General features: G+C 51.8%; 21 protein-coding genes. 18 read left to right on the top strand and 3 right to left on the bottom strand.

Annotated features, from left to right (window positions below):
• Positions 1-106 precede the first annotated feature (106 nt).
• On the top strand, positions 107-682 hold the full coding sequence (locus tag D570_RS0104340) for a manganese efflux pump MntP (RefSeq protein ID WP_169331220.1): 576 nt from the start codon (positions 107-109) through the stop codon (positions 680-682).
• Positions 683-711: 29 nt separating this feature from the next.
• Entirely contained in the window at positions 712-1,491 is a 780-nt protein-coding gene (map, locus tag D570_RS0104335) for a type I methionyl aminopeptidase (protein WP_026181872.1), read from the top strand.
• Between the two features lie 75 nt (positions 1,492-1,566).
• Here the strand turns inward: map and dapD are convergent, their stop codons facing one another.
• Positions 1,567-2,568 (bottom strand): 2,3,4,5-tetrahydropyridine-2,6-dicarboxylate N-succinyltransferase, encoded by a 1,002-nt coding sequence (gene dapD / locus D570_RS0104330; RefSeq protein WP_018143176.1) that lies wholly within the window; start codon positions 2,566-2,568, stop codon positions 1,567-1,569.
• A 185-nt stretch (positions 2,569-2,753) separates the two neighbouring features.
• Between dapD and prfB the strand changes: the two genes are divergently transcribed.
• The 11 genes from prfB (at position 2,754) to D570_RS0104275 (ending at position 15,304) form a co-directional block, all read left to right on the top strand.
• Positions 2,754-3,881 (top strand): peptide chain release factor 2, encoded by a 1,128-nt coding sequence (prfB, locus tag D570_RS0104325; protein ID WP_018143175.1) that lies wholly within the window; start codon positions 2,754-2,756, stop codon positions 3,879-3,881.
• 314 nt (positions 3,882-4,195) lie between these two features.
• The gene (ftsE, locus tag D570_RS0104320) at positions 4,196-5,407 is read left to right on the top strand and encodes a cell division ATP-binding protein FtsE (protein WP_018143174.1); all 1,212 of its coding nucleotides are present in this window, start codon (positions 4,196-4,198) and stop codon (positions 5,405-5,407) included.
• Between the two features lie 2 nt (positions 5,408-5,409).
• Positions 5,410-6,333, top strand: a complete 924-nt coding sequence (gene ftsX / locus D570_RS0104315; protein WP_018143173.1) for a permease-like cell division protein FtsX — start codon at positions 5,410-5,412, stop codon at positions 6,331-6,333.
• Positions 6,334-6,416: 83 nt separating this feature from the next.
• On the top strand, positions 6,417-7,811 hold the full coding sequence (locus D570_RS0104310; protein WP_018143172.1) for a CHAP domain-containing protein: 1,395 nt from the start codon (positions 6,417-6,419) through the stop codon (positions 7,809-7,811).
• A gap of 116 nt (positions 7,812-7,927) precedes the next feature.
• Entirely contained in the window at positions 7,928-8,410 is a 483-nt protein-coding gene (gene smpB, locus D570_RS0104305) for an SsrA-binding protein SmpB (protein ID WP_018143171.1), read from the top strand.
• 95 nt (positions 8,411-8,505) lie between these two features.
• Positions 8,506-9,441, top strand: a complete 936-nt coding sequence (locus tag D570_RS0104300; protein ID WP_018143170.1) for an ABC transporter substrate-binding protein — start codon at positions 8,506-8,508, stop codon at positions 9,439-9,441.
• 79 nt (positions 9,442-9,520) lie between these two features.
• Positions 9,521-10,456, top strand: coding sequence for an amino acid ABC transporter permease (locus D570_RS0104295; protein WP_018143169.1), 936 nt, complete (start codon positions 9,521-9,523; stop codon positions 10,454-10,456).
• Positions 10,449-11,249, top strand: coding sequence for an amino acid ABC transporter ATP-binding protein (locus tag D570_RS0104290; RefSeq protein WP_018143168.1), 801 nt, complete (start codon positions 10,449-10,451; stop codon positions 11,247-11,249). Before D570_RS0104295 ends, D570_RS0104290 begins: the two co-directional genes overlap by 8 nt.
• A 144-nt stretch (positions 11,250-11,393) precedes the next feature.
• A complete protein-coding gene (gene glmS / locus D570_RS0104285) occupies positions 11,394-13,280 on the top strand; it encodes a glutamine--fructose-6-phosphate transaminase (isomerizing) (RefSeq protein ID WP_026181869.1) in 1,887 nt (628 codons plus the stop codon).
• 177 nt (positions 13,281-13,457) lie between these two features.
• On the top strand, positions 13,458-14,462 hold the full coding sequence (locus D570_RS0104280) for an ADP-dependent NAD(P)H-hydrate dehydratase (protein ID WP_018143166.1): 1,005 nt from the start codon (positions 13,458-13,460) through the stop codon (positions 14,460-14,462).
• A gap of 86 nt (positions 14,463-14,548) precedes the next feature.
• Positions 14,549-15,304, top strand: a complete 756-nt coding sequence (locus D570_RS0104275; protein ID WP_026181867.1) for a pseudouridine synthase — start codon at positions 14,549-14,551, stop codon at positions 15,302-15,304.
• A gap of 76 nt (positions 15,305-15,380) precedes the next feature.
• Here D570_RS0104275 and D570_RS0104270 read toward each other — a convergent pair whose 3' ends face one another.
• Entirely contained in the window at positions 15,381-16,148 is a 768-nt protein-coding gene (locus D570_RS0104270) for a type III pantothenate kinase (protein ID WP_018143164.1), read from the bottom strand.
• A gap of 118 nt (positions 16,149-16,266) precedes the next feature.
• Between D570_RS0104270 and D570_RS08480 the strand changes: the two genes are divergently transcribed.
• From D570_RS08480 to D570_RS0104245, 5 genes are read left to right on the top strand one after another with little or no spacing between them, the layout of a single operon-like run.
• Positions 16,267-17,850, top strand: coding sequence for an ABC transporter substrate-binding protein (locus D570_RS08480; RefSeq protein ID WP_018143163.1), 1,584 nt, complete (start codon positions 16,267-16,269; stop codon positions 17,848-17,850).
• Positions 17,851-18,858 (top strand): ABC transporter permease, encoded by a 1,008-nt coding sequence (locus D570_RS0104260; protein WP_018143162.1) that lies wholly within the window; start codon positions 17,851-17,853, stop codon positions 18,856-18,858. It begins immediately after the preceding gene.
• On the top strand, positions 18,855-19,718 hold the full coding sequence (locus tag D570_RS0104255; protein ID WP_018143161.1) for an ABC transporter permease: 864 nt from the start codon (positions 18,855-18,857) through the stop codon (positions 19,716-19,718). The genes D570_RS0104260 and D570_RS0104255 overlap by 4 nt, the downstream gene beginning before the upstream one ends.
• A complete protein-coding gene (locus D570_RS0104250) occupies positions 19,718-20,509 on the top strand; it encodes an ATP-binding cassette domain-containing protein (RefSeq protein WP_018143160.1) in 792 nt (263 codons plus the stop codon). Before D570_RS0104255 ends, D570_RS0104250 begins: the two co-directional genes overlap by 1 nt.
• Positions 20,509-21,207, top strand: a complete 699-nt coding sequence (locus D570_RS0104245; RefSeq protein ID WP_018143159.1) for an ABC transporter ATP-binding protein — start codon at positions 20,509-20,511, stop codon at positions 21,205-21,207. The genes D570_RS0104250 and D570_RS0104245 overlap by 1 nt, the downstream gene beginning before the upstream one ends.
• A 122-nt stretch (positions 21,208-21,329) precedes the next feature.
• Here the strand turns inward: D570_RS0104245 and D570_RS0104240 are convergent, their stop codons facing one another.
• A complete protein-coding gene (locus D570_RS0104240; RefSeq protein ID WP_018143158.1) occupies positions 21,330-21,944 on the bottom strand; it encodes a superoxide dismutase in 615 nt (204 codons plus the stop codon).
• Between the last annotated feature and the right edge of the window lie 167 nt (positions 21,945-22,111).

Genomic DNA, 22,111 nt, shown 5'->3' with positions numbered 1-22,111 from the left:
TTTCTCCGCTTTTCCCGCAAATGCGCGGTAGATTAAGGTCTAAGAAATTTTGACGATAGTGCGTGCATACACACATATGCAGAGCGCAGATGGGGAGGCGAAATACATGGCAAGTTTAGGTGCAGTATGGATTGCTGTCATCGTATTAGGAGCGACGCTTGCCATTGATGCGCTTTCCGTTTCTATGTCTATCGGTGCACGCATGCACGGCTCCTTGAAGGCGAAGGATTACACCAAAGCAGTGGTATGGTTTACGGTGATTCATGCCGCCATGCTCTCCTTGGGCTTTGTGTTAGGCGATTCCTTGGCGATGGTTATTAACGGCATTGGTCCGTGGATTTCCTTCACTCTACTTGCAGTTGTGGGTGGTGTCATGATTCGCGCGGCCCTGCGTGAGGAAAGTGAAGAAGAATCCTTGCTGTCCATCCCGCCGCTGACTTGGAAAACACTGGTTCCCTTGGCTTTCGCCTGCAGTATCGATGCCGTGGCAGTTGGCTCGAGCTTGGGATTGTCACATAGCTTGCCGTATGTGCTGACCGTGATTGTGGTTTCGCTGATTACCGCATTTTTTGTTTTTGTCGGTTTGAAATTAGGCAAGGCTGCAGGGGAAAAATGGCAGAAGCCAGCGGAAGTCACTGGTGGCATTGTGTTGGTGCTCATCGGTTTGAAAAGCTTTATTTAGGTGTTCTGGCGTGAGCGTATCCTGTAAGCATGATTGAACTGAAGACGCCACAAGAAATACAACAAATGCGACCAGCAGGCAAGTTTGTTGGTCAGATTTTGTCCGACCTAAAAAAAATGACCAAGGTGGGCACAAATCTTCTGGAAATTGACAATTTTGTTAAGCATGCCATCGAAAATCGCGCAGGTGCCGCATCCTGCTATGTGGATTATGCTCCAGATTTCGGTACAGGTCCATTCGCACATTATATTTGCACCTCTGTGAACGATGCCGTCTTGCATGGTGTGCCATATGATTACAACCTGAAAAATGGCGATCTTGTATCCCTCGATTTAGCGATTAACGTGGATGGTTGGGTAGGTGATTCCGCTATCAGCTTCGTGGTGGGCGATGCGCGCCAAGAAGATTTGCGTCTGATTAAGAGCACCGAAGAAGCTCTTGCTGCGGGTATAGACCAGGCGAGAGCAGGAAATCGCTTAGGTGATATTTCTGCTGCTATTGGTGATGTGGCTGCTAGCTACGGGTATGAGGTGAATCTGGAATTTGGTGGTCACGGTGTAGGACACATTATGCATGGCGATCCTCACGTGCCAAATAACGGTCGCGCACATCACGGTTATCGTTTGCGTCCAGGCTTGGTCATTGCTATCGAGCCATGGTTCCTTGCGACCACGGACGAGATTATCCAGGACGAGAAGGATGGCTGGACCTTACGTTCTGCGGATGGTTCTCGAGGTGCGCATACGGAGCACACCATTGCTATTACCGATGGTGAGCCAATTATTCTCACTGCTCGCGATGGTGAGTAGTTATAGACTGGATATATTACAAGCGGCGGCTGTTTCGTAGGCAAGCAGCCGCCGCTTGTGATAGCGAAACCTTAATTAATTCTTATGTAAGTCTGCGTTGAGCTCGATACCCAGCTTGCCAGCCGTGCGTGAACGGGCTTCAATTGCGCCACTGACAGAATTGCGGATAAACAAGATATTATCCTTGCCGCTCAAATCCGCACCCTTCACCACATCCAGGGCCTGTCCGGATGCTACGCGTTCCTTGTCATACAGGCTGATTTTCGTGCCAGCAGTAACATAAAGTCCCGCCTCCACCACGCAATTATCGCCCAAAGAAATGCCAATGCCCGCGTTGGCACCCAGCAAAGAATGCTTGCCAATGGATACGCGGTGCTTGCCGCCGCCGCTCAAAGTGCCCATAATGGAAGCTCCACCACCGATATCGGAACCATCACCCACGACCACACCTTGAGAAATACGGCCTTCGACCATGGACACACCCAATGTGCCCGCATTGAAATTCACGAAGCCCTCGTGCATGACAGTGGTGCCCTCCGCCAAGTGCGCACCCAAGCGGATACGGTCTGCATTGCCGATGCGCACGCCTTGAGGTACTACATAATCCACCATGCGTGGGAACTTATCGATGGACAGCACATTGACATCAGCCGCCATGTGTCCGGTGCTGCGAGCATCCGCTAGTACATCCATCTTGCGCAGACCAAAGTTTTCTACAGCAAAAGGACCATAATTCGTCCATACAACATTAGCCAAAGCGCCAAAAATGCCTTCCAGATTCAAGGAATTAGGCAGAGCCAAACGCTGAGATAGCAAATGCAAGCGCAGATACGCATCCGCAGAATTTTCAATAGCCTCATCCAGCTTGGAAATGGTGAACACAGCTGTGCGGCGCACGCCACGTGCATCCGCATCCTCGTGTACGAGCGCACCAAAATTATGGTTTTCACGGCGAGCTTCGGAAGGTACCTCATCTAAAGATCCCACCTGAAGCGTGGGATACCACACATCCAAAATCGTTCCAGCCTCATCGATGGAAGCTAATCCCCATCCCCAAGCAGCGCGTTGTGAAGTCATCATTCCTCAATTCTGCAATGCTGTCGAGTGCATTGCATGTACTCACGAAAATATCGGCGAACACACAGCATAAGCCTTTGCAAACCGACATATACAGCCCCAAGTTTAACGTAAATGTGCGTAGGTTGTTAAGTCCTGTCCTATTTACGCCCATTCATACAGATATCAGCGTAAGGTGTGTAAACGTGGCTGATTATGACTTTTCACAAGATTTAAGCGAAGCACAGGCAAAATATGACACTATTGCCGAAGCTGTAGACCTGAACCGTTTGCGCACTCGCATTGCAGACTTAGAAAGGCAAGCAAGCGAACCTACCTTGTGGGATGACCCAGAAAACGCACAAAAAATCACGTCTCAGCTGTCTGCCAGTCAAGCACAATTGCGTAAATTCGAGGAGATTTCCCAGCATCTCGAAGATATTGAAACCTTGTATGAGCTCGGATCTGAAGAAAACGACGAAGACTCTATGACAGAGGCGAAAAGCGAGCTGACGCAGACGCGCAAAACCATCGAAACCATGGAAATTCAAACCCTGCTCGATGGTGAGTACGACGATCGCACAGCGGTGGTGACGATTCGTTCCGGTGCCGGTGGCGTCGATGCTGCCGACTGGGCACAAATGCTTTTGCGCATGTATTTGCGCTATGCCGAGCGGGCGGGCTTCAAGGCGAAGGTGCTCGACACCTCGTACGCCGAAGAAGCGGGTATTAAATCCGCTACCTTCCAGGTCGAAGGCGAGTATGCTTACGGCAAGCTCTCTGTAGAGGGTGGCACGCATCGCCTCGTGCGCATTTCGCCTTTTGATAATCAGTCACGCAGACAGACGAGCTTTGCCGCGGTGGAGGTCATTCCTTTGGTGGAGCCTACGGACCACATCGACATCCCGGACAGTGATATTCGCATCGATACCTATATGTCCTCCGGTCCGGGCGGACAGGGTGTCAACACCACATACTCGGCTGTGCGTTTAACGCATATTCCTACGGGCATCGTGATTACCATGCAGGATGAGCGCAGCCAGATTCAAAACCGTGCCGCAGCGATGAGCATTTTGCAATCGCGCCTGTTGGTGATGAAGCATGAGGAAGAAGCGAAAACGCGTAAGGAACTCGCGGGTGATATTAAGGCCAGCTGGGGCGATCAAATGCGTTCGTATGTGCTGCACCCGTATCAGATGGTGAAGGATTTGCGCACGGGTTATGAGACCTCGGATACACAAGGCGTATTTGATGGCGATTTAGATGCTTTTATTGATGCGGGCATTCGCTGGCGTCATCAGCAGCGTCGCGAGGCGATGAACAGTGAAGGATAGGAGAACTGAGGTGATGAACAGCTAGGTGCGGTCTCGCCTTGCACGTGCTACGTGTGACATATCTCACGGAAAATTCGAAAAATTAAAAAGAACCGGAAATGTGCCTCAAAAACCGCTAATTTCGGGCTTGTGCACGCTATGCGCATGTTCATCCGCTGAAACATTCGAAGGCTTTCGTTAAGCTTGACATACTAAGCTTGAATCTTGGAAAGCATGCGATTTCCTGGGCTTTAGCGGGCTGTGAGTCTGCTGAGGAATTTCTGGGAAAAATACATACGACTTGTAATGAAAGAAAAGATTACGGAGAAGGACATATGGCTCTGATAGATCTTGTGAATGTGAGCAAGGTATATGACCGCGCATCGCGGCCTGCCCTAGAGGATATTAACCTCCACATCGATCGTGGCGACTTTGTATTCCTAGTGGGTGCCAGCGGTGCGGGTAAGTCCACCTTGCTGAGCCTGCTTCTTCGGGAAGAGGAAATTAGCGAAGGCGAAATTCGCGTAGCGGGCAATGATTTGCGCCGTATTTCGCATCGTCGCGTGCCGCATTATCGCCGCGGCATTGGCTTTGTCTTTCAGGATTATAAACTGCTAGAAAACATGACTGTGTGGGAGAATGTAGCCTTTGCATTGGAAGTCATTGGTACTAGGCGCTCCACCATTAAGTCCATCGTGCCACAAGTGCTGGAAGCCGTGGGATTGACCGGTAAAGAGGACCGCATGCCGCACGAGCTGTCCGGTGGTGAGGCGCAGCGTGTGGCCATTGCGCGCGCATATGCAAACCATCCTGCCATTATTTTGGCCGACGAGCCTACAGGAAACTTGGATCCTACGACCTCTGTGGGCATTATGGAGGTGCTGGAGGCTATTAATCGCACAGGCACGACGATTGTGATGGCTACGCATAACGAGGAAATTGTGAATTCCATGCGCAAGCGCGTGATTGAGCTGCATAACGGACGCATTGTGCGCGATGAAGAAAATGGTAAATACGATTCCGCGTTGTACTTCCCAGATGAGGATGTGGCGAATAAATCCCGTCTCGAGCAGGCCGTGAAATCCGTGCACGAGGTGACGAGCGTAGTGCAGGGTGCCGATGTGGCTGAAGGCATGGTGGAGCACACGGTGGACCTGGACAAATTCCGCCCACCACAGGAGGATAGCGCCCTCACAAGCCAAGACGAACTCTCTGAAAGCGTGGCACGTCTAGCACGCAATGTGCATTCGGGCCGCACCGGGCGCTATGGCGAAGCATTCGCACCTGCGGAGGAAACCTTGACATGGGGTACGGGTCTGGTCCCTCCTGTGAGCGCAGAAGACGGCGAACCACACACACCGACAGATACCGCTGAACAATCCGCAGAAGGCACTTCCGAAGTAGCTCCTCCTGCTCCTCCAGCGCCACCAGCCTTCTTGGTGTCTGATAGCCAGAAGCCAGCCGTTCAAGACAACGGTGAAATCGGAACGCCTGCCGAGGAAACTGCAGCCAATGAGAAGAAGACTTCCGTAAAGGATGGTGAGTAAGAATGCGTTTGCGTTTTATCCTTTCCCAAGCTTGGACGAATTTTAAGCGCAACGGCGCCATGATTATTTCCGTCATGCTCGTCACCTTTATTTCCTTCGTGTTCATCGGCGCCGCAGCGCTGCTGCAAACGCAGGTGCAAAAAGCCAAGGGCGACTGGTATGACCAAGTCGAGGTAGTCGTGTGGCTCTGCCCAGATGGCACGAGCACGTCCGCAAACTGCGCCTCCGGCGTATCGCCTACGGATGGTGAGGTGTCCGACATCGAAGCCAAGATCCAAAATGAACTTTCGGGTGTTGTTTCCAGCATTACGTACGTGAGCAAGGAAGACTTCTTCAATAACACCTTCGTCAAGCAGTACCCAGGTGGCGTTTACAACGGCCGTACCCTCACAGCCGCAGATATGCAGGCATCGTTGCGCTTGAAACTACAGGATGCCAATAAGTATCAGCTCGTGTCTGAGGCCTTGAGCGGCACGAAGGGTGTAGAGCAGGTCGAAGATCAGCGAGAAATTTTTGAACCCGTCTTTGCGGTGCTCAACCGCGGTACGGTTGTCTTTAGCGCCTTGGCGATTGTTATGGTGGTGGTCGCTGTGCTGCTGACCGGTACGACCATACGCATGAGCGCTGCCAGCCGTCGCAAAGAAACGGAAATCATGCGCTATGTGGGTGCTTCCAACTGGGCAATTCGTCTGCCGTTTATCTTGGAAGGTGTGATGGCCTCACTGATTGGTTCGCTCATAGCGATCGGCACGCTGATGGGCATTATTAAGGTGTTTGTCACGGATTGGTTGGCCAAGTCTGTGACATGGATGTCGTTCATTGATATGACAAGCGTATTGTGGCTTGCACCCGGCATTATTGTGGGTGCCATTCTCTTGTCGGTCATTGCATCCTCTGTGTCCTTGAGGAAGTACTTGCACGCTTAATTTCTTGACCCTCTGTACAACATGTATTAGTGTAGAAATAGTGTAGAAATGCGGTTTAAGAACCGTAGGATGAAGGATTTAATATGAAAGCAACAACGAAAAGCCTGCGTAAATCGCTGAAAATGGCGATTGCAGCAGGAACCGTCGCCCTTTCACTCATCTCGGGAAGCATCGTTTCGTGGTACATTTCGCCAGCAACGGATGCTTATGCTGTCACCCCATATCAGACATTGGCTCAGCATCAGCAGCAGCAGGCTCAGCTCAAGGCTCAGCTGGCCGGAGTGAACCAAGAACTCGCGCAATTGATTACCGATCTGGATGATTTGGTCAACAATCAAATTCCTGCCGCAGAAACCGCCGCTTCCGAAGCTCAGGATGCCGCCTCTGCCGCAGCTCAACGCGCGCAGGAAGCCGCAGACCGTTTGACCGCTGCACAAAGCGATAAGACCACGCTGGAGCAGCAATTGGAAAACGCTCAGTCTAGCAATGATGATGCCAAGGATAAGGTCGCAGCCATGGCACGTAGCAGCTTCCACGGCTCCAATGCATCCAAGACGATGAGCGTTGTCACGGGTTCTAAGAGCACCGATGATTTCATCCAATCCATGCAGTCCGATGCAGCCGTTAGCCGTGTTGAGGCCAAAACAGCCTCCGATTCTGCTACAGAACTGAGCACCGGCAAGAACCGTGCGGATCGCTTGGTTGCTATCGAGCAGCGCATTTCAGACTTAAAAACTCAGGCAGATAATGAATCCGCAGCAGCACAGCAAGCCTCTGCAGATGCCGACGCAAAGGTCGCTTCTTTGGGCGAGTTGCGTGCGCAGGCCGATCAAAAGTCCAAGGACTTGACGGCTCAGCAGGCCGACTTGCAGACCGCAGAAGCACAAGAAGCTGCAGCCATCGTGCAGGCTCAGGCTCAGGTGGAAGAGTACAACCGCCAGCTTGCCGCACAGGCAGCCGCTCAGGCCGCTGCACAGCGTCGTAATTCTGCTACCTCCCAGTACACCGGTTCTTCCTCCAGTCAGGCCGCAGATACGAGCTACTCTGCTCAGTACTCGGGTGACTACTCCGTGCCGGGCAACTGTGGTTCTACGGACACCACTTGCTACGGTCACTCCACCGGGCGCACCGGCGTTTTGGGTGGTGCATATCCATGGAGCCAGTGCACGTGGTATGCATACAACCGTCGTACGGCTTTAGGCCTTCCAGTCGGCTCCTATATGGGTAACGGTATGGACTGGGCAAACTCCGCACGTCGCCTCGGCTACGTGGTCAACAACACTCCACACGTGGGCGCAGTCGTTGTCTTCCAGCCAGGTCAGGCAGGTGCGGACCGCACTTATGGTCACGTCGCCGTTGTGGAGCGAGTGAATTCCAACGGAACTATCCTGATTTCTGAGTCCGGATCGGGTTACAACGGACAGGCAGGATGGCGCACGATTGGAAATGTGAACGCCTACCAGTACGTACATTATTAAAGATTACAGAAACATATAAAGACTAAGATTCTTTAATTCTTTAGTATTCTCAACGCGTCACCTCCATGGTGGCGCGTTTTTGAGTGTAGACTGAAGAAACGCAAGAAAGGACAATTATGGCGGCAAAGACAAAAGACCCCAGCAATGGCGTTATTGCACAAAATCGTCGTGCTCGCCACGATTACACCATCGAAGACACGTTAGAAGCGGGCCTCGTACTCACCGGCACCGAGGTGAAAAGCCTGCGCCAGGGACGTGCGAGCTTGACGGAATCCTATATTTCCATTGATAAGCATAACGAAATGTGGCTCGAGGGAGCACACATACCGGAGTATCTCAATGGCACCTGGACGAATCATGCGCCGAAAAGGAAGCGCAAGCTACTGCTGCACGCGGTTCAGATTGAGAAATATGCTCGAGCCTTACAAGCAAAAGGTTATACGATTGTGCCATTGAGCTTGTATTTCAAAGATGGCCGTGCAAAGGTCGAAATCGCATTGGCCAAGGGTAAGCGTGAGTACGATAAGCGTCAGGCTTTGAAAGAGGCTCAGGATAAGCGTGAAGCAATGCGCGCAATGCGTTTGCATAATTTGGGCTAGCTTGTCGTTCACACGCTGAACGTACGAGCATATACGACGAAGAATGCCGAAGAAACGGCGGAGAATAAGGAATTGACGCAGAAGAGGAAGAGAAAATGCCACAAATAACGCGATGGACACACGGCATGCGCGCATGTAAAGGGCTCATCGCCGCTTTTGCGAGCCTTGCACTGTTGGCCGGTTTAGCGGCCTGTGGCACCAGCGATGGTTTGGACGACGCTCAGGCCAATATTGATCTCAGCGACGTGAGCAAGGACGACCAACTTGCCGCCATGGTATCCGAAGAAGTGGCACATGATGGCGTGCTGACGGTGGGCAGCAATGCCAGCTGGGCGCCTGCCGAATTTACAGGTGAGGATAATGAAACGGTTATCGGCTTTGACATTGACATTATTAAAGCCGTGGGCAAGGTGCTGGGGCTGGAAGTAAAGGTGATTAATTCCAGCTTTAGCACCATTATCCCTTCGGTGGGGAGCAAATTTGACGTGGGTATTTCCGGCTTCACCATTACTGCCGAGCGCGAGAAAACGGTAACCTTCGTTCAGCATTATGCCGCGGGTATGAGCTATGCGGTGCGCAAGGGCAATCCGAAAAATATCGATCCGGATAATTTGTGCGGTGTGCGTGCCTCCGTGCAGGTGGGTACGGCTGAAGAAACCGCATTAGAAGATTCATCTGCGCAGTGCGTAAAAGAGGGCAAAGCGGCCATCGATTTGCAAGTCTACGATCAGCAAACCCAAGCGACGACGGCGCTGATTACGGGACGTTCGGATGTGATGTATTCGGATACGCCTGTTTCCGCGTATGCGGTGAAGCAGACCAAGGATAAGTTGGAACTGTTAGGCGAACCGTACGACGTGGCACCTCAAGGCATTGTCATCAACAAAAAAGATGAAGCTACGGCCAAGGCTGTGCAGGGTGCTGTGCAAAAGCTCATTGATTCGGGTGTGTATATGCGCATTCTGAAGGCATGGGGCGTGGAAGACGGCGCTATAAAGGAAGCCGTTATCAATCCGAAAGTGGATGGATGATGCGTTACATAGCTGTGAGAAGACGTTGAGAGCTGAGAAACTGAGATAAGAGAACGAGACAGTAGGGGTGGAAACAGACATGGCACAGGACATACCGAATCGCATTAAAGCACTGCCCGTGCGTAAACCGGGGCCGATTATTGCGGGCATTATCGTTTTACTACTAGCCATATGGATTATCCGTGGCGTGGTAACCAATGAGAATTTTGCATGGCCCACCGTGTGGAAATACCTGTTTAATGAGCATATTTTAACGGGCGTGCGCTGGACCTTGATACTCACCGTGGTATCCATGGCTATCGCCATCGTGCTGGCTGTGGGCTTGGCCGTGATGCGCAAAAGCACCAATGTAGTATTGCGTTGGGTTAGTTGGTTCTTCATCTGGTTCTTCCGTGGCACGCCTGTGTACACGCAGCTGACCTTCTGGGGCTTGATTTCCGTGCTCATTCCTAAGATTTCTCTGGGCGTGTGGTCTTGGGATACGCAGGATGTCATCACAGCCGGCAAGGCGGCCATTTTGGGTTTGGCGCTGAATGAAGCTGCGTATTTGGCAGAAATCGTGCGCGCTGGTTTGGAAGCAGTCGATCGTGGTCAGGAAGAGGCTGCTAAGGCGTTGGGTATGAAGCACAGCATGATTATGCGTCGCATTATTTTGCCTCAGGCCATGCGCATTATTGTGCCTCCAACGGGCAACGAGGCCATCGGTTTGCTCAAAACCACCTCGCTGGTGCTTGCGGTGCCTTTTACGTTTGAATTGCAATATATGTCCAATAACATTGCCAATCGCATATACGAACCTATTCCGTTGCTCATTGTGGCAGCTATCTGGTATCTGGTCATCACGTCAGTGCTGATGGTAGGTCAGTCTTACTTGGAGAAATACTTCGGTAAGGGATTTGACGAGCAGCCGGTGGTCGGAGCACATTCTCCGGGCAAGAGCGGTAAAACGACTGGCGAAACTCAGTACGATGTGAAAAAGCAAAACGAAGCCTTCTGGGGAGGTCTCAATGCCTAATACACCTGCACAGAACAACTCGCACACACCACAAATCGTGGTCAAAGATGTGCACAAGGAATACGGCGATCTCCACGTGCTCAAGGGTGTGAATCTCGAGGTAGAAAACGGCACGGTTACGGTGATTTTAGGTCCTTCGGGTTCCGGTAAATCGACCCTGCTGCGCATGATCAACCAGCTGGAAAGCATTACCGGCGGCGAAATCGACGTCGATGGCGAAATGATTGGCTACAAGTACGTCGAACGCGGTGGACAAAAAATGCTGCAAACCTTGTCTGATAAAGAAATCGCACGTCAGCGTTCGCATATTGGCATGGTTTTCCAGAAATTTAATCTTTTCCCTCATATGACCGTGCTCGAAAATGTGATGGAAGCACCGGTGCATGTGGCGGGTATGAAACGTGCACAGGCAGAGAGGGAAGCGCGTGCCTTCCTCGACATGGTGGGCATGTCCGAGCGTGTGGATTACTACCCATCCCAGCTCTCCGGCGGTCAGCAGCAGCGCGTGGCCATTGCTCGAGCGATTGCCATGCATCCGGATATTATGCTTTTCGATGAGCCTACCTCCGCGCTGGATCCGGAGCTGGTGGGCGAGGTGCTGTCCGTCATGCGCAAGCTTGCAGACGAAGGCATGACCATGGTTATCGTGACTCACGAAATTGGCTTTGCGAAGGAAGTGGCCGATCAAATCGTGTTTATGGATGGCGGCGTCGTCGTAGAATCGGGTACCTCAGACATCATCGATCATCCTCAAACGGATAGGTTTAGAGACTTCCTGACTGCGGTTTTGTAAGGCAACGGGTATTTATCGCATCTATGCTGGTGGTTTTAATCGAAACCGCCAGCATTTTTCATGCGTAAGAGCATTGTAAATAGATAGCACACAAGAACTTCTCTAGGAGACAAATGCACGGTTAATCTTATACAATTAACCTTTATGTGTGGAATTGTAGGATATACATGCCGAAATGGTGCATGTGGAAAACCATTAGAAGTTTGCTTACAAGGCTTGAACCGCTTGGAATATCGCGGTTATGATTCGGCGGGTGTGGCACTCAGCGCGCCGGGTATGGATACAGTGGCTTTTCGGAAAAAAGAAGGCCGTTTAGAAAATCTCGTCAACGACATTGCCGAGCATCCGCTGCCTGATGCCACAGCAGGCATTGGACATACGCGTTGGGCGACCAACGGTGCTCCAAGCGATGCCAATTCTCATCCTCATCTGAGCAAGGATGAGAAAATTGCCATTATTCACAATGGCATTATCGAAAACGCTCCTCAGATTAAGCAGGAATTGCTGGCCGAGGGCTACACTTTTGAGTCTGCTACAGATACCGAAGTGGCGGCCAAACTTTTGGGCAAAATTGCCGAAGATGTTATTCAAACAACGGGGACGCCGAATATTTTCGAGGCTTTGCGTCGCTTGGCACGTCGTCTGGAGGGTACCTTCACTATTCTTGCCACAGACTGCCGTCAGCCACATGTGGTGGTAGGGGCGCGTCACGACTCGCCACTGGTGGTCGGCTTGGGCGAGGGCGAAAACTTCCTCGGCTCCGACGTGGCGGCCTTCGTAGCATACACACGCAAGGCCTTGGAACTCGGCCAAGATGAGGCTGTGGAAATTACACCGGATTCTGTGACGGTGACCGATTTCTATGGCAATGCTGTAGAGTTGCGTCCTTTTACCGTAGACTGGGATGCCTCTGCTTCGGAAAAGGGCGGCTGGGATTCCTTTATGAATAAGGAAATCCACGAGCAGCCACATGCGGTAGCAGATACCTTGTTGGGACGTTTTAATCTCGAGGGTGATTTGAACCTCGATGAAGTGCGCATTGAAGAGGATGTCTTCAAATCTATCGACAAGATTATCGTCATTGCTTGTGGTACGGCGGCGTATGCAGGCATGGTGGCTAAGTATGCCATCGAGCACTGGGTGCGCATTCCGGTAGAGGTGGAGCTGGCTCACGAATTCCGTTATCGTGACCCGATTCTCACCTCGCGCACCTTGGTGGTAGCTATTTCACAGTCTGGCGAAACCATGGATACTTTGATGGCCTTGCGTCATGCCCGTGAGCAAGGTTCACGCGTGCTGGCTATTTGCAATACTCAGGGCTCGACCATTCCACGCGAATCCGATGCCGTGCTGTACACACATGCCGGTCCGGAAATCGCGGTGGCATCCACTAAGGCATTCGTGGCTCAAATTACAGCAGCGTATCTAATTGGCCTGTACCTAGCTCAGGTGAAGGGCACCATGTACCGCGATGAAATTCGTGGCATCGTGGATGATTTGCGTGCTATGCCAGAGAAGATTCAGCAGGTCATCGATACCCAGAGCGAGACGATTGAAAAAGCAGCGCAGGAGATGATAAACGCTCAATCCTTCCTCTTCCTGGGCCGCCACGTAGGCTACCCAGTGGCTATGGAAGGCGCATTAAAGCTCAAGGAAATTGCATACACCTTTACTGAAGGCTTTGCAGCCGGCGAGCTTAAGCATGGTCCGATTGCGTTGGTGGATTCCGGCGAACCGGTCGTGGTCATTGTGCCCCCTGCGCGTGGGCGCAATGTGCTGCACGCCAAGGTGATTTCTGCCATCGAAGAGGTGCGCGCTCGCGGGGCGTATACCATCGCTGTGGCAGAAGAGGGTGATGAGGACGTGCGCGATTATGCGGACGTGGTCTTCTGGAGGCCAGAATGCCCAACCCTCATGAGTCCTTTGGTGGATGTCATTCCGATGCAGCTCTTTGCTATGGATATGGCTAAGCTCAAGGGCTTGGACGTGGATAAGCCACGCAATCTGGCAAAATCGGTAACCGTAGAGTAACGCGTTTTTCCATCCATTTCTACAGGCAGTCCTGCCGCAGGAGAGGGAGCCCCTTCCTTCTGCGGCAGGACTGCCTTGTGTATGCCTGCCTTTTGCGTGTGCAAACGACTATGATGAGTTATATATTTCATGCCTTGTGTATGTAAGCATACATACCTGTAGAATCGATGGATAGCCATGACCACAGCTGCACCTTTAACCGCCCGGCAGATAAGCGGAGTTTTTCCGCAACCGGGGGCGGAGGATTCCAAATATACACGCGGAGTTGTGGGTCTCATTACGGGCTCTGAGCAGTACCCAGGAGCAGGCATTTTATCCGTATCCGCAGCATCCTCAGCGGGTGTGGGTTACGTCCGCTACAACGGACCCGAAGCCAGCGTGCGTACACTGCTCGGACTGTTTCCGGAAGTTGTTTTTTCCGCATCGGCAGACGACGGTGTAGACGCGTGGGTGTTGGGCTCGGGTTTTGCGGGCATTTATAGCGATGATGACCCGCGCAGTCAGGAGATTCGTACGGTGCTCACACGTGCTGGAACGCGCACAGATACACATGTGGCACTACACACGTCACAGCCGTATATGGTGGTGGATGCGGGCGCATTAGAAAGTTTTGCCACGCTGACTATCGACGATACCACGAGACAGCGTTGCATTCTCACCCCGCATACGGGTGAGGCGGGACGCTTGTGCACAGTGCTGGGGCTCACCGTAGACCGGACGTATATCGAGGTTCATCGGGCAGAGGTGGCACTCTATCTCGCTGAAAAACTGCACTGCACGGTGGTGCTCAAAGGCGCACGCACGCTGATTGCCTCGTATTCCGGTGAACTTGTCGAATGCCCACCAGCCACGCATTGGCTGGCCACCGCAGGCACCGGGGACTGCTTAGCAGGGATTATGGGCGCTCTTTTTGCTCTGAATCATCATGCTCTATGTGATGGGATGGCGTCTCCGGTACACGTCGCAGCGGGTGCAGTTTGTGTCCACTCGCTAAGCGCAGGCTTGGCTGCTCGGGATACGGACGCATTCTGGAAAGCTTTACTGGGGGAAGGTAGGCAAGTTCCGGTACCAGATGTAAACACGCCGGCTGCCTCTGAGCTTCCTCATCATGTCCGCTTGCTGGATATGGTGCAGAAAATTCCACAAGCCATGGCCGAGCTGAATTTTTATACCCAGCAGTAGTGATAATCTAAGAATTCGCAGATATCCAGAACATAGCTACTTGTGAAGAGGTTTGATTGTCTAGACGACGCCATCGCAATCATCGTATCCAACGTCCGCATGCGTATGTCACCGACGAACCGGACATCCCGTTTGAGCTCCCGGTCATCTACGAAGATGAACACATTATCGTCGTGGACAAGCCACATTTTCTGCCGACCATGCCGCGGGGCATGTGGTATCGCTCCACGGCGCTAATGCGCTTGCGGGAAAGTTACGGCGAAGAAGATATCGTGCCTGCGCATAGACTCGACCGCCTCACGGCCGGCATCGTCGTCTTCGTACGCGATAAGTCTGCACGAGGTAGATACCAGCTGCTCTTTCAAAACAAGCAGGCCACAAAAGTGTATGAATGTCTCGCACCTATGAAACCCATCCGCACACCGAAGCGCGGTACGACGCGTTCACTCTCGAGGTTTGGCTCCAGTGTGCCATTTCCTGTGGAAAGACGCTCACGCATTGTGAAAGTGCATCATATTTTGCAAGCCTTTGAGGAGCCGGGTCTCGTCAATGCGGAAACGATTATCGAGTTATCTGCCACACAGGACCCAGCATTTGTGCGCGCAGGCTACCGAGCCTACACCTTGCATCCGCGCACCGGCAAAACGCATCAGCTGCGCGTGCATATGAATTCTTTAGGATTGCCCATTAAAGGCGATGATTTTTATCCCACCATGCGCAAGCGCAATTTCGACGATTTTTCCGCGCCTTTGCAATTAGTGGCGAGAAGGCTGGAATTCAGGGATCCGTATACGAAACAGCCTATGACATTTGAGTCACGGTATCCCTTGACGGTGAATTAAGCCTCACCGTGAATGAAAAAGGGCGTAAGCTCAGTTTGCCTACGCCCTTGAAGCACGCCACAGACAGCGCAAGAGATTATGCCTTGTTTTTATCGTAAATGATCTGCAATCCCTTAAAAATCAAATGCGGATCGTAGACATCGATGCAGTCCGTGTCGTTTTCGATGACGTGTCCCAAACCACCGGTGGCGATAACCTTGAAATCTGTGCCCAGTTCTTTTCTAAACTGCTCCACAAAGCGCTCAATGCCACCTAAGAAGCCGTAATACAAACCCGTTTGAATAGCGGTAATCGTATTTTTTGCCATGACAGTGGTAGGTCGCTCAATCTCCACCTCTGGCAGTTGCGCCGTATTTCCCGCCAGGGCCTTTGCTGAGGTCTGTAAACCGGTCTGCACTACGCCCATGGTAATGCCACCCTTGGCATCTACGTAATTATAAGTGGTGGCTGTGCCCATATCGATGACAAGACACGGCGAAGAGTACAAATGATAGGCAGCCACGCAATCGACTAGGCAGTCTGCACCCAAAGATTTAGGGTCGTCGATGCGCACGGCCACACCCGTTTTCATGCCCGGGCCGACGACCAGAGGGCTTTTATTGAGGAATTTTTCAATCGAGGACTTAAACGAATGCATCACACTCGGCACTACGGAGCAGACGATCACATCCTCCACATCTTCGACCGTGTACCCGCTGAGTGACAGAAATTGCAGTAAATGAATGCCGTACTCATCGCTGGTACGCACATTCGACGTGGTCAGACGGTACATATGCGTAATCTGCGCATCCTGCATAAAACCCAGCACAATATTTGTATTTCCGATATCCACCGCAATAAGCATAAAAACCTCCCAAGCGCGCAGATGTAGTTAGAGCTTAGTATACTGAACAACCAGCACGTTACAAGAAACAACTCTACAAGCAACGACGGTGTATCCGCGGGGACTTAAAGGGAGAAAAGTGAAGAAAGATCAACGTGGGCATATTGTGCTGCCCGCTTACAGTTTAGATGATGAGCTGAACGCTCAGTCATCGAAAAAACAACATCAACGCGTGTGGTGGAGCATGATTGCGGCGCTGCTGGCCGTTATCCTGTCGCTGGTGGGCATTACCGCTGGATACGCCACCTGGGGAGGTAGCTCGGCAAATGGTCAAATTTCGATTGGCCTGCAGTTGGCACCGACGAATTTGGACATCCGCTCCACAGCAGGCACGTCTTTGGATCAGCTGCTCGTGGGCAATGTGTATGAGCCACTGCTGAGCCGTAATTCTGACAACACCGTGTCGGCGGGCATTGCTCAGTCCTGGGAAGTCAATGATGCTCGTACGCAGTACACCTTCCACATCAATCGCAATGTGACCTTCAGCAATGGAGATGCGCTGAATGCTCAGGATGTGGTTTGGTCGATTACCACCATGATGGAGCAGCAGCTTCAGGGCTACTCGGAAATGACCAATTACCAGTCCGTTTCTGCCCCGGATGATTACACCGTGGTACTGAATTTGAGCGCACCTTTCTCGGAGTTGCTCTGGACACTGTCCGGCCGCCCGGGTTTGGTCTTTGACAAGGATGCACAGTACGATGCCAAGACGCAGGCTGTGGGTTCGGGACCATTCGTGCTGAGCGCGTATACACCAAGTGTTTCTGCCACGCTAACGGCTCGCGATGATTACTGGGGCGCACACAAGGCTCAGCTGCAGACGGTAAAAATTATCTACTATGCAGATGCTCAAGCCTCCTTAAATGCGTTAATTTCCGGTGACGTGCAAGTTATCGCACCAATTAGTGCGCAGCTTATTTCTGCTATCCAAGACGATACACGCTTTAATGTGAAGGCCGGCGATGGTACGGATAAATACGTGCTGGCATTCAACAACAAAACGGGCGTGCTCACAGACAAGCGCATTCGTCAAGCCATCCGTTATGCCATCGATAACGAGGCCATTATTGCCTCGCGCGGCGGCACGGATGCGGCCTTGGGCGGACCAATTCCAAGCCTGGATCCGGGCTATGAAGATCTGACGGATTTGTATCCAACGGATTTGGATAAGGCCACCCAGTTGATGAAGGAAGCCGGCTATAGCACGGACAATCCGTTGAATCTGCGCCTGACTTACGCCAATATTTATCCCGCAGAAATTGGGCAACAACTGCGTAGCCAATTAGAAAAGATTGGCATCAATCTTACGGTGGAACGCACAGAGTTCGCTTCGTGGCTCTCGGGTGTGTACAAGAATCATGATTACGATATTTCTTTGGTTGATCACAATGAAAGCCATGATTTTGCCCAGTGGGCGATGCCGGATTATTACTACGGTTATGACAATGCCGAGGTCCAGCAACTGTACGCTCAGGCCATGCAAGCGCGCACGGATACGGAGCGCGATAAGCTGCTGGCTCAAGCGGCTCGCATCGTCAGCGAAGATGCCGCAGCCGATTGGCTTTTTAACTTCCGAGTGGTAACCGCTTGGGATAAGAATGTGGAAGGTTTCCCACTGAATATGAACCAAGTCGTTATGCCACTGTGGGAGGTGTCCATTTAAATGAAAAAGCAATCTTCTCTGATGTATATTGTGCGTCGCACGGGATTATTCATCCTCATGTTGTGGATTGTCTCCGTGGTGATTTTCTTGGCGCTGCGTGTGCTACCAGGGGATGTGGCATCGGTGATCGCCGGTACTAACGCCACGATGAGTAAGTATCAGGATATTCGTGCGCAATTAGGCTTGGATAAGCCACTGATTGTGCAGTACGGCGAATGGCTGGGAAATATTCTCACAGGTAATCTGGGTGTGTCCACACTCAGCGGCCAGGCTATGAGCGTGCGTCTGGCGAGCAGGGCGGCGTTGACCTTCCCTCTGATTGTTATGAGCATGATTATCGCCCTAGTGGGAGCTTTGCCTTTGGCGGTGTATTCCATTACCTCTTCACATGCGTGGGTGCGCGCCAGTTTGCGTGCGCTGTCGCAAATCGTAGGCGCTGTGCCAGCCTTGTGGGCGGGTTTGCTCTTGATTTTGTTTGCAAGTAAGGGGCATGGCGTGCTGAATCTGCTACCTTCTCAAGGTTTTCCTACGCGCGTGTTTGAGTCGGGTCAAAGCTTTATTACGGCCCTAGCTTCGCTGGTTTTGCCTGCTATTTCGGTGGGCGTTATTACCGCGGCTCATCTGATGCGCTATATTCGCTCCGCTATTTTGGATGTGGAAAAGTCCGATTACGTGACCTGGAGCATGGCGGCAGGCATGACGTATGCGCAGGCCGTGCGTACCACGGGTCTGCGTTTGGCGGCGCCTCAAATTGCGGCCGTATCGGGTGTGAGCTTTGCCTCCATGATTACGGGCGTGCTGACGGTGGAAACACTGTTTAATTTGCCAGGACTCGCCACCTTATTCCTCTCGGATGTGTCTCAGCGTGACTTGCCGGCAGTGCAAACGGAGCTGCTGCTGCTTGCTGCGTTCTTCCTCATAGTGGGTTTGATTATCGATATTATTCAGCAATTCTTAGATCCTCGCCTTAAGGGAATGAATTCCAATCAGCAGGAGGCACGAGCATGAGTATCACTCAGAAATTCTTTATATCCTTAAAAAGCATGTTCTCCCGCTGGGATGGCATTGTGTCTGGCGTGTTCTGCGCTTTGTGGGTGATTGTGGCCATCGTTTCGTTGGTCTGGACTCCGTATGCGCTGACCTTTACCGATGGATACAATGTGTGGAGTTCGCCATCGTCGCAGCACATTTTGGGCACAGATGGCGCGGGCGCGGATATTGCGAGCTGGCTTTTAGCAGGATCTGCTACGGAGTTACTCATCGTCCTTCTCGTATCTGTGATTACTTTTGTGCTGGGCGTGGCAGGCGTGGCGCTGACTGTGCATCACAATGTCGGTGTGCGCAATACCACCGTGGTGGTTGTTGACGCCTTAATTTCCATTCCAATCGTGGTGATTGCGCTGCTGTGCGCCGCACCTATGGGTGCTACCATCGCAGGTGTAATCATCTCTTGCGCCTTCGCCTATAGTTTGAATCTTATGCGCGTCGTGCGTCCGCTCGCCGTGTCGGCGGCACGCTCCTCGTATGTCACCTTTGCACGCTACAAGGGCGTCAGTGAATGGACCATTTTCATGCGCCATATCCTGCCTCAAATTATGCCGGCGGTGACGGTCAATATTTCCTTGGCTGCTGCCACTTCTATTCTGGCAGAATCCGGTTTAACCTATCTGGGCATTGGTGTGCCCGCGCATATCGCCTCGTGGGGGAGCTCTTTGGCGACGGCTGCCAGCATGATTACTGTGCATCCTACCATCGCTCTGTGGCCAGGCTTGCTCATCACCGTGGCTGTCGTGATGATCAATCTTTTTGGCGATGCGTTGCGTGAGAGTTTTGATCCTGTGACAAATCCAGCGTTAAGGCAGGGATAATGACTGTAGAAGTAAAAGATTTAAATATTTTTGTGGGTAAGAAGCAACTACTCACAAACGTGAACCTGACCGTGGAGCCTGGACAAAGAGTGGGGCTGATCGGTGCTTCCGGCTCCGGAAAATCCTTGATTATTAAGGCAATTTTGGGGATTTTGCCCTCAACTATGCACATGACGGGTCAGATTCTGGTAGGCGACGTGGACATCGCGCAATTGCCAGATGCTGAGCGCGCTCAACTGCGCGGCACCTATATGTCTGCAGTCTTTCAAAACCCTCTGGCGGCGTTAAATCCCGTGCTTACCGTGGCTAAAAATGTAGAGCTACCCTTGAAGCTACATTACGATTTGTCCACTGAAGCACGCCAGCAGCGTGTGGATGACGCCTTGCGCCATGTGGAATTGGAAGCGGAGCTGAAAAAGCGTTTTCCTTCTGAACTTTCCGGCGGGCAAGCTCAGCGTGTATCTATTGCGGAGGCTTTGATTTCCCATCCGCAGCTCCTGGTAGCGGATGAGCCAACCACGGCGTTGGATTCTTTGGTGCAACAGCAGATTGTGGATATGCTCGTGGAACGCACTCAAGTTCAGCGTGCTGCGCTCATCTTTGCCAGCCATGATTTTAGCGTCATCTCCCGGGCTGCCCAAAGCTGCTACGTCATCCACCACGGTGAGGTCGTAGAAAGCGGCGACATCTCCAATCTTATCCAGCATCCTCAGCATGAGTACACGGTCCAGCTCGTTCAGGCTGCGCGAGAAATTGCTGTGGATACATCGTCACAGGCAGAGGTGAAATAATGGAACTGGTAAAACTTCAAGGTGTTTCTCACACCTTCCGTGGCGAGACACAGCCTGCAGTGCAAAATATTTCGCTGAGCATCCATTCCGGCGAACGCGTGGCTTTGGTAGGTCAGTCCGGATCTGGGAAAACCACCATTCTCAATATTGCGCTCGGTTTTATCACGCCGAGCCAAGGACAGGTGCAGGTAGCAAACGCGCAGTCTACAGGTTTGATTTTCCAAAATCCGTCCTCCTCCTTAAATCCGCGTCTTACTGTGGAGCAGATTGTCCAAGAAGGCAAGCCGGAGGCGAGTCGAGAAGAAGTCGAGCAAGCTTTGGCAAGCGTGAGTTTAGAGCCGCGCGAAGTGCTCCATAAGTATGTGGGGGATATATCGGGCGGTCAGGCTCAGCGTGTGGCCATTGCGCGTGCGCTGATGGACAAGCCAGACTTGATTGTGGCGGATGAGCCGGTTAGTGCGGTGGATGTGCTGGGCAAGCAGCAAATTATTTCCACGCTACACCAGCTGCAGCAAGAGCGCGCCTATGCGTCACTGATCGTGTTGCATGATTTAGGTGTGGCTCAGCAACTGTCCGATACGATTATTGTGCTGCACAACGGTGTCATCGTGGAGCAGGGAAAAACGCAGGAGATTCTTGCATCGCCTCAGCAGGAGTACACACGCCGATTAATTGCCGCTGCGCAATGGTCCGTGTGAAATCAAGCGGCCTAAAACATCTGTAATATGAGTTAAGAAGAGGGTTAAAAGAGAAAGGTCAGCGTTTTTGCGCTGACCTTTTTTATGCCTTATTATGCCTCGATACGAGAACGAGATAAGAACTAGATAAGCTTGGTATTTGCCTTAGCCTTTGCCCACGTTTCTGCTGCATGATCCCAGTTGACGATATTCCACCATGCCTTGACGTAATCTGCCTTGACATTGACATAGTCGAGGTAGAATGCATGCTCCCACATGTCCAGCATAACCAGTGGCACGATGTTGACTGGGACATTAGACTGCTGATCGTAAAGCTGGAAGGTGACTAAACGGTCGCCCAACGCATCCCATGCGAGTACAGCCCAACCAGAACCCTGCAAGCCGAGAGCAGCAGCGGTGAACTGAGCCTGGAACTTTTCGAAGGAGCCGAAATTCTTGGTGATTTCTTCGCCGAACTCACCATCTGGGCGTCCCTTGCCTTCTGGTGTCAAATTATTCCAGAAGAAGGTGTGGTTGATATGACCACCGAGGTTGAATGCGAGATTCTTTTCCCACAAATTAATGGCTGCAAAATCGTTCTTATCGCGTGCTTCTTCAAGACGTTCAAGAGCTGCATTTGCACCTGCTACGTAGTTTGCATGATGCTTATCGTGGTGAAGCTCCATAATCTTACCGGAAATATGTGGCTCGAGAGCAGCATAATCGTAAGGTAGCTCTGGAAGTGTGTAAATTGCCATGATTATCCTTAATCTGATTGACGATAAGTCGCGACAGGGCGCTGACACGATGTCGCTGTGAGGTTTAACGCCTTCCCTTTCTATTCTTGCACAAAAGATTTCGCTCTGGATAGCAATGTGCGCAATATCACGCAGAAAAAAGGCGTGTTATCCACAATTATGTCGGA

It is taken from the genome of Alloscardovia criceti DSM 17774 (genome assembly GCF_000376885.1).
GTDB classification, from domain to species: domain Bacteria; phylum Actinomycetota; class Actinomycetes; order Actinomycetales; family Bifidobacteriaceae; genus Alloscardovia; species Alloscardovia criceti.
This window is presented reverse-complemented; position numbering and strand designations above follow the sequence as displayed.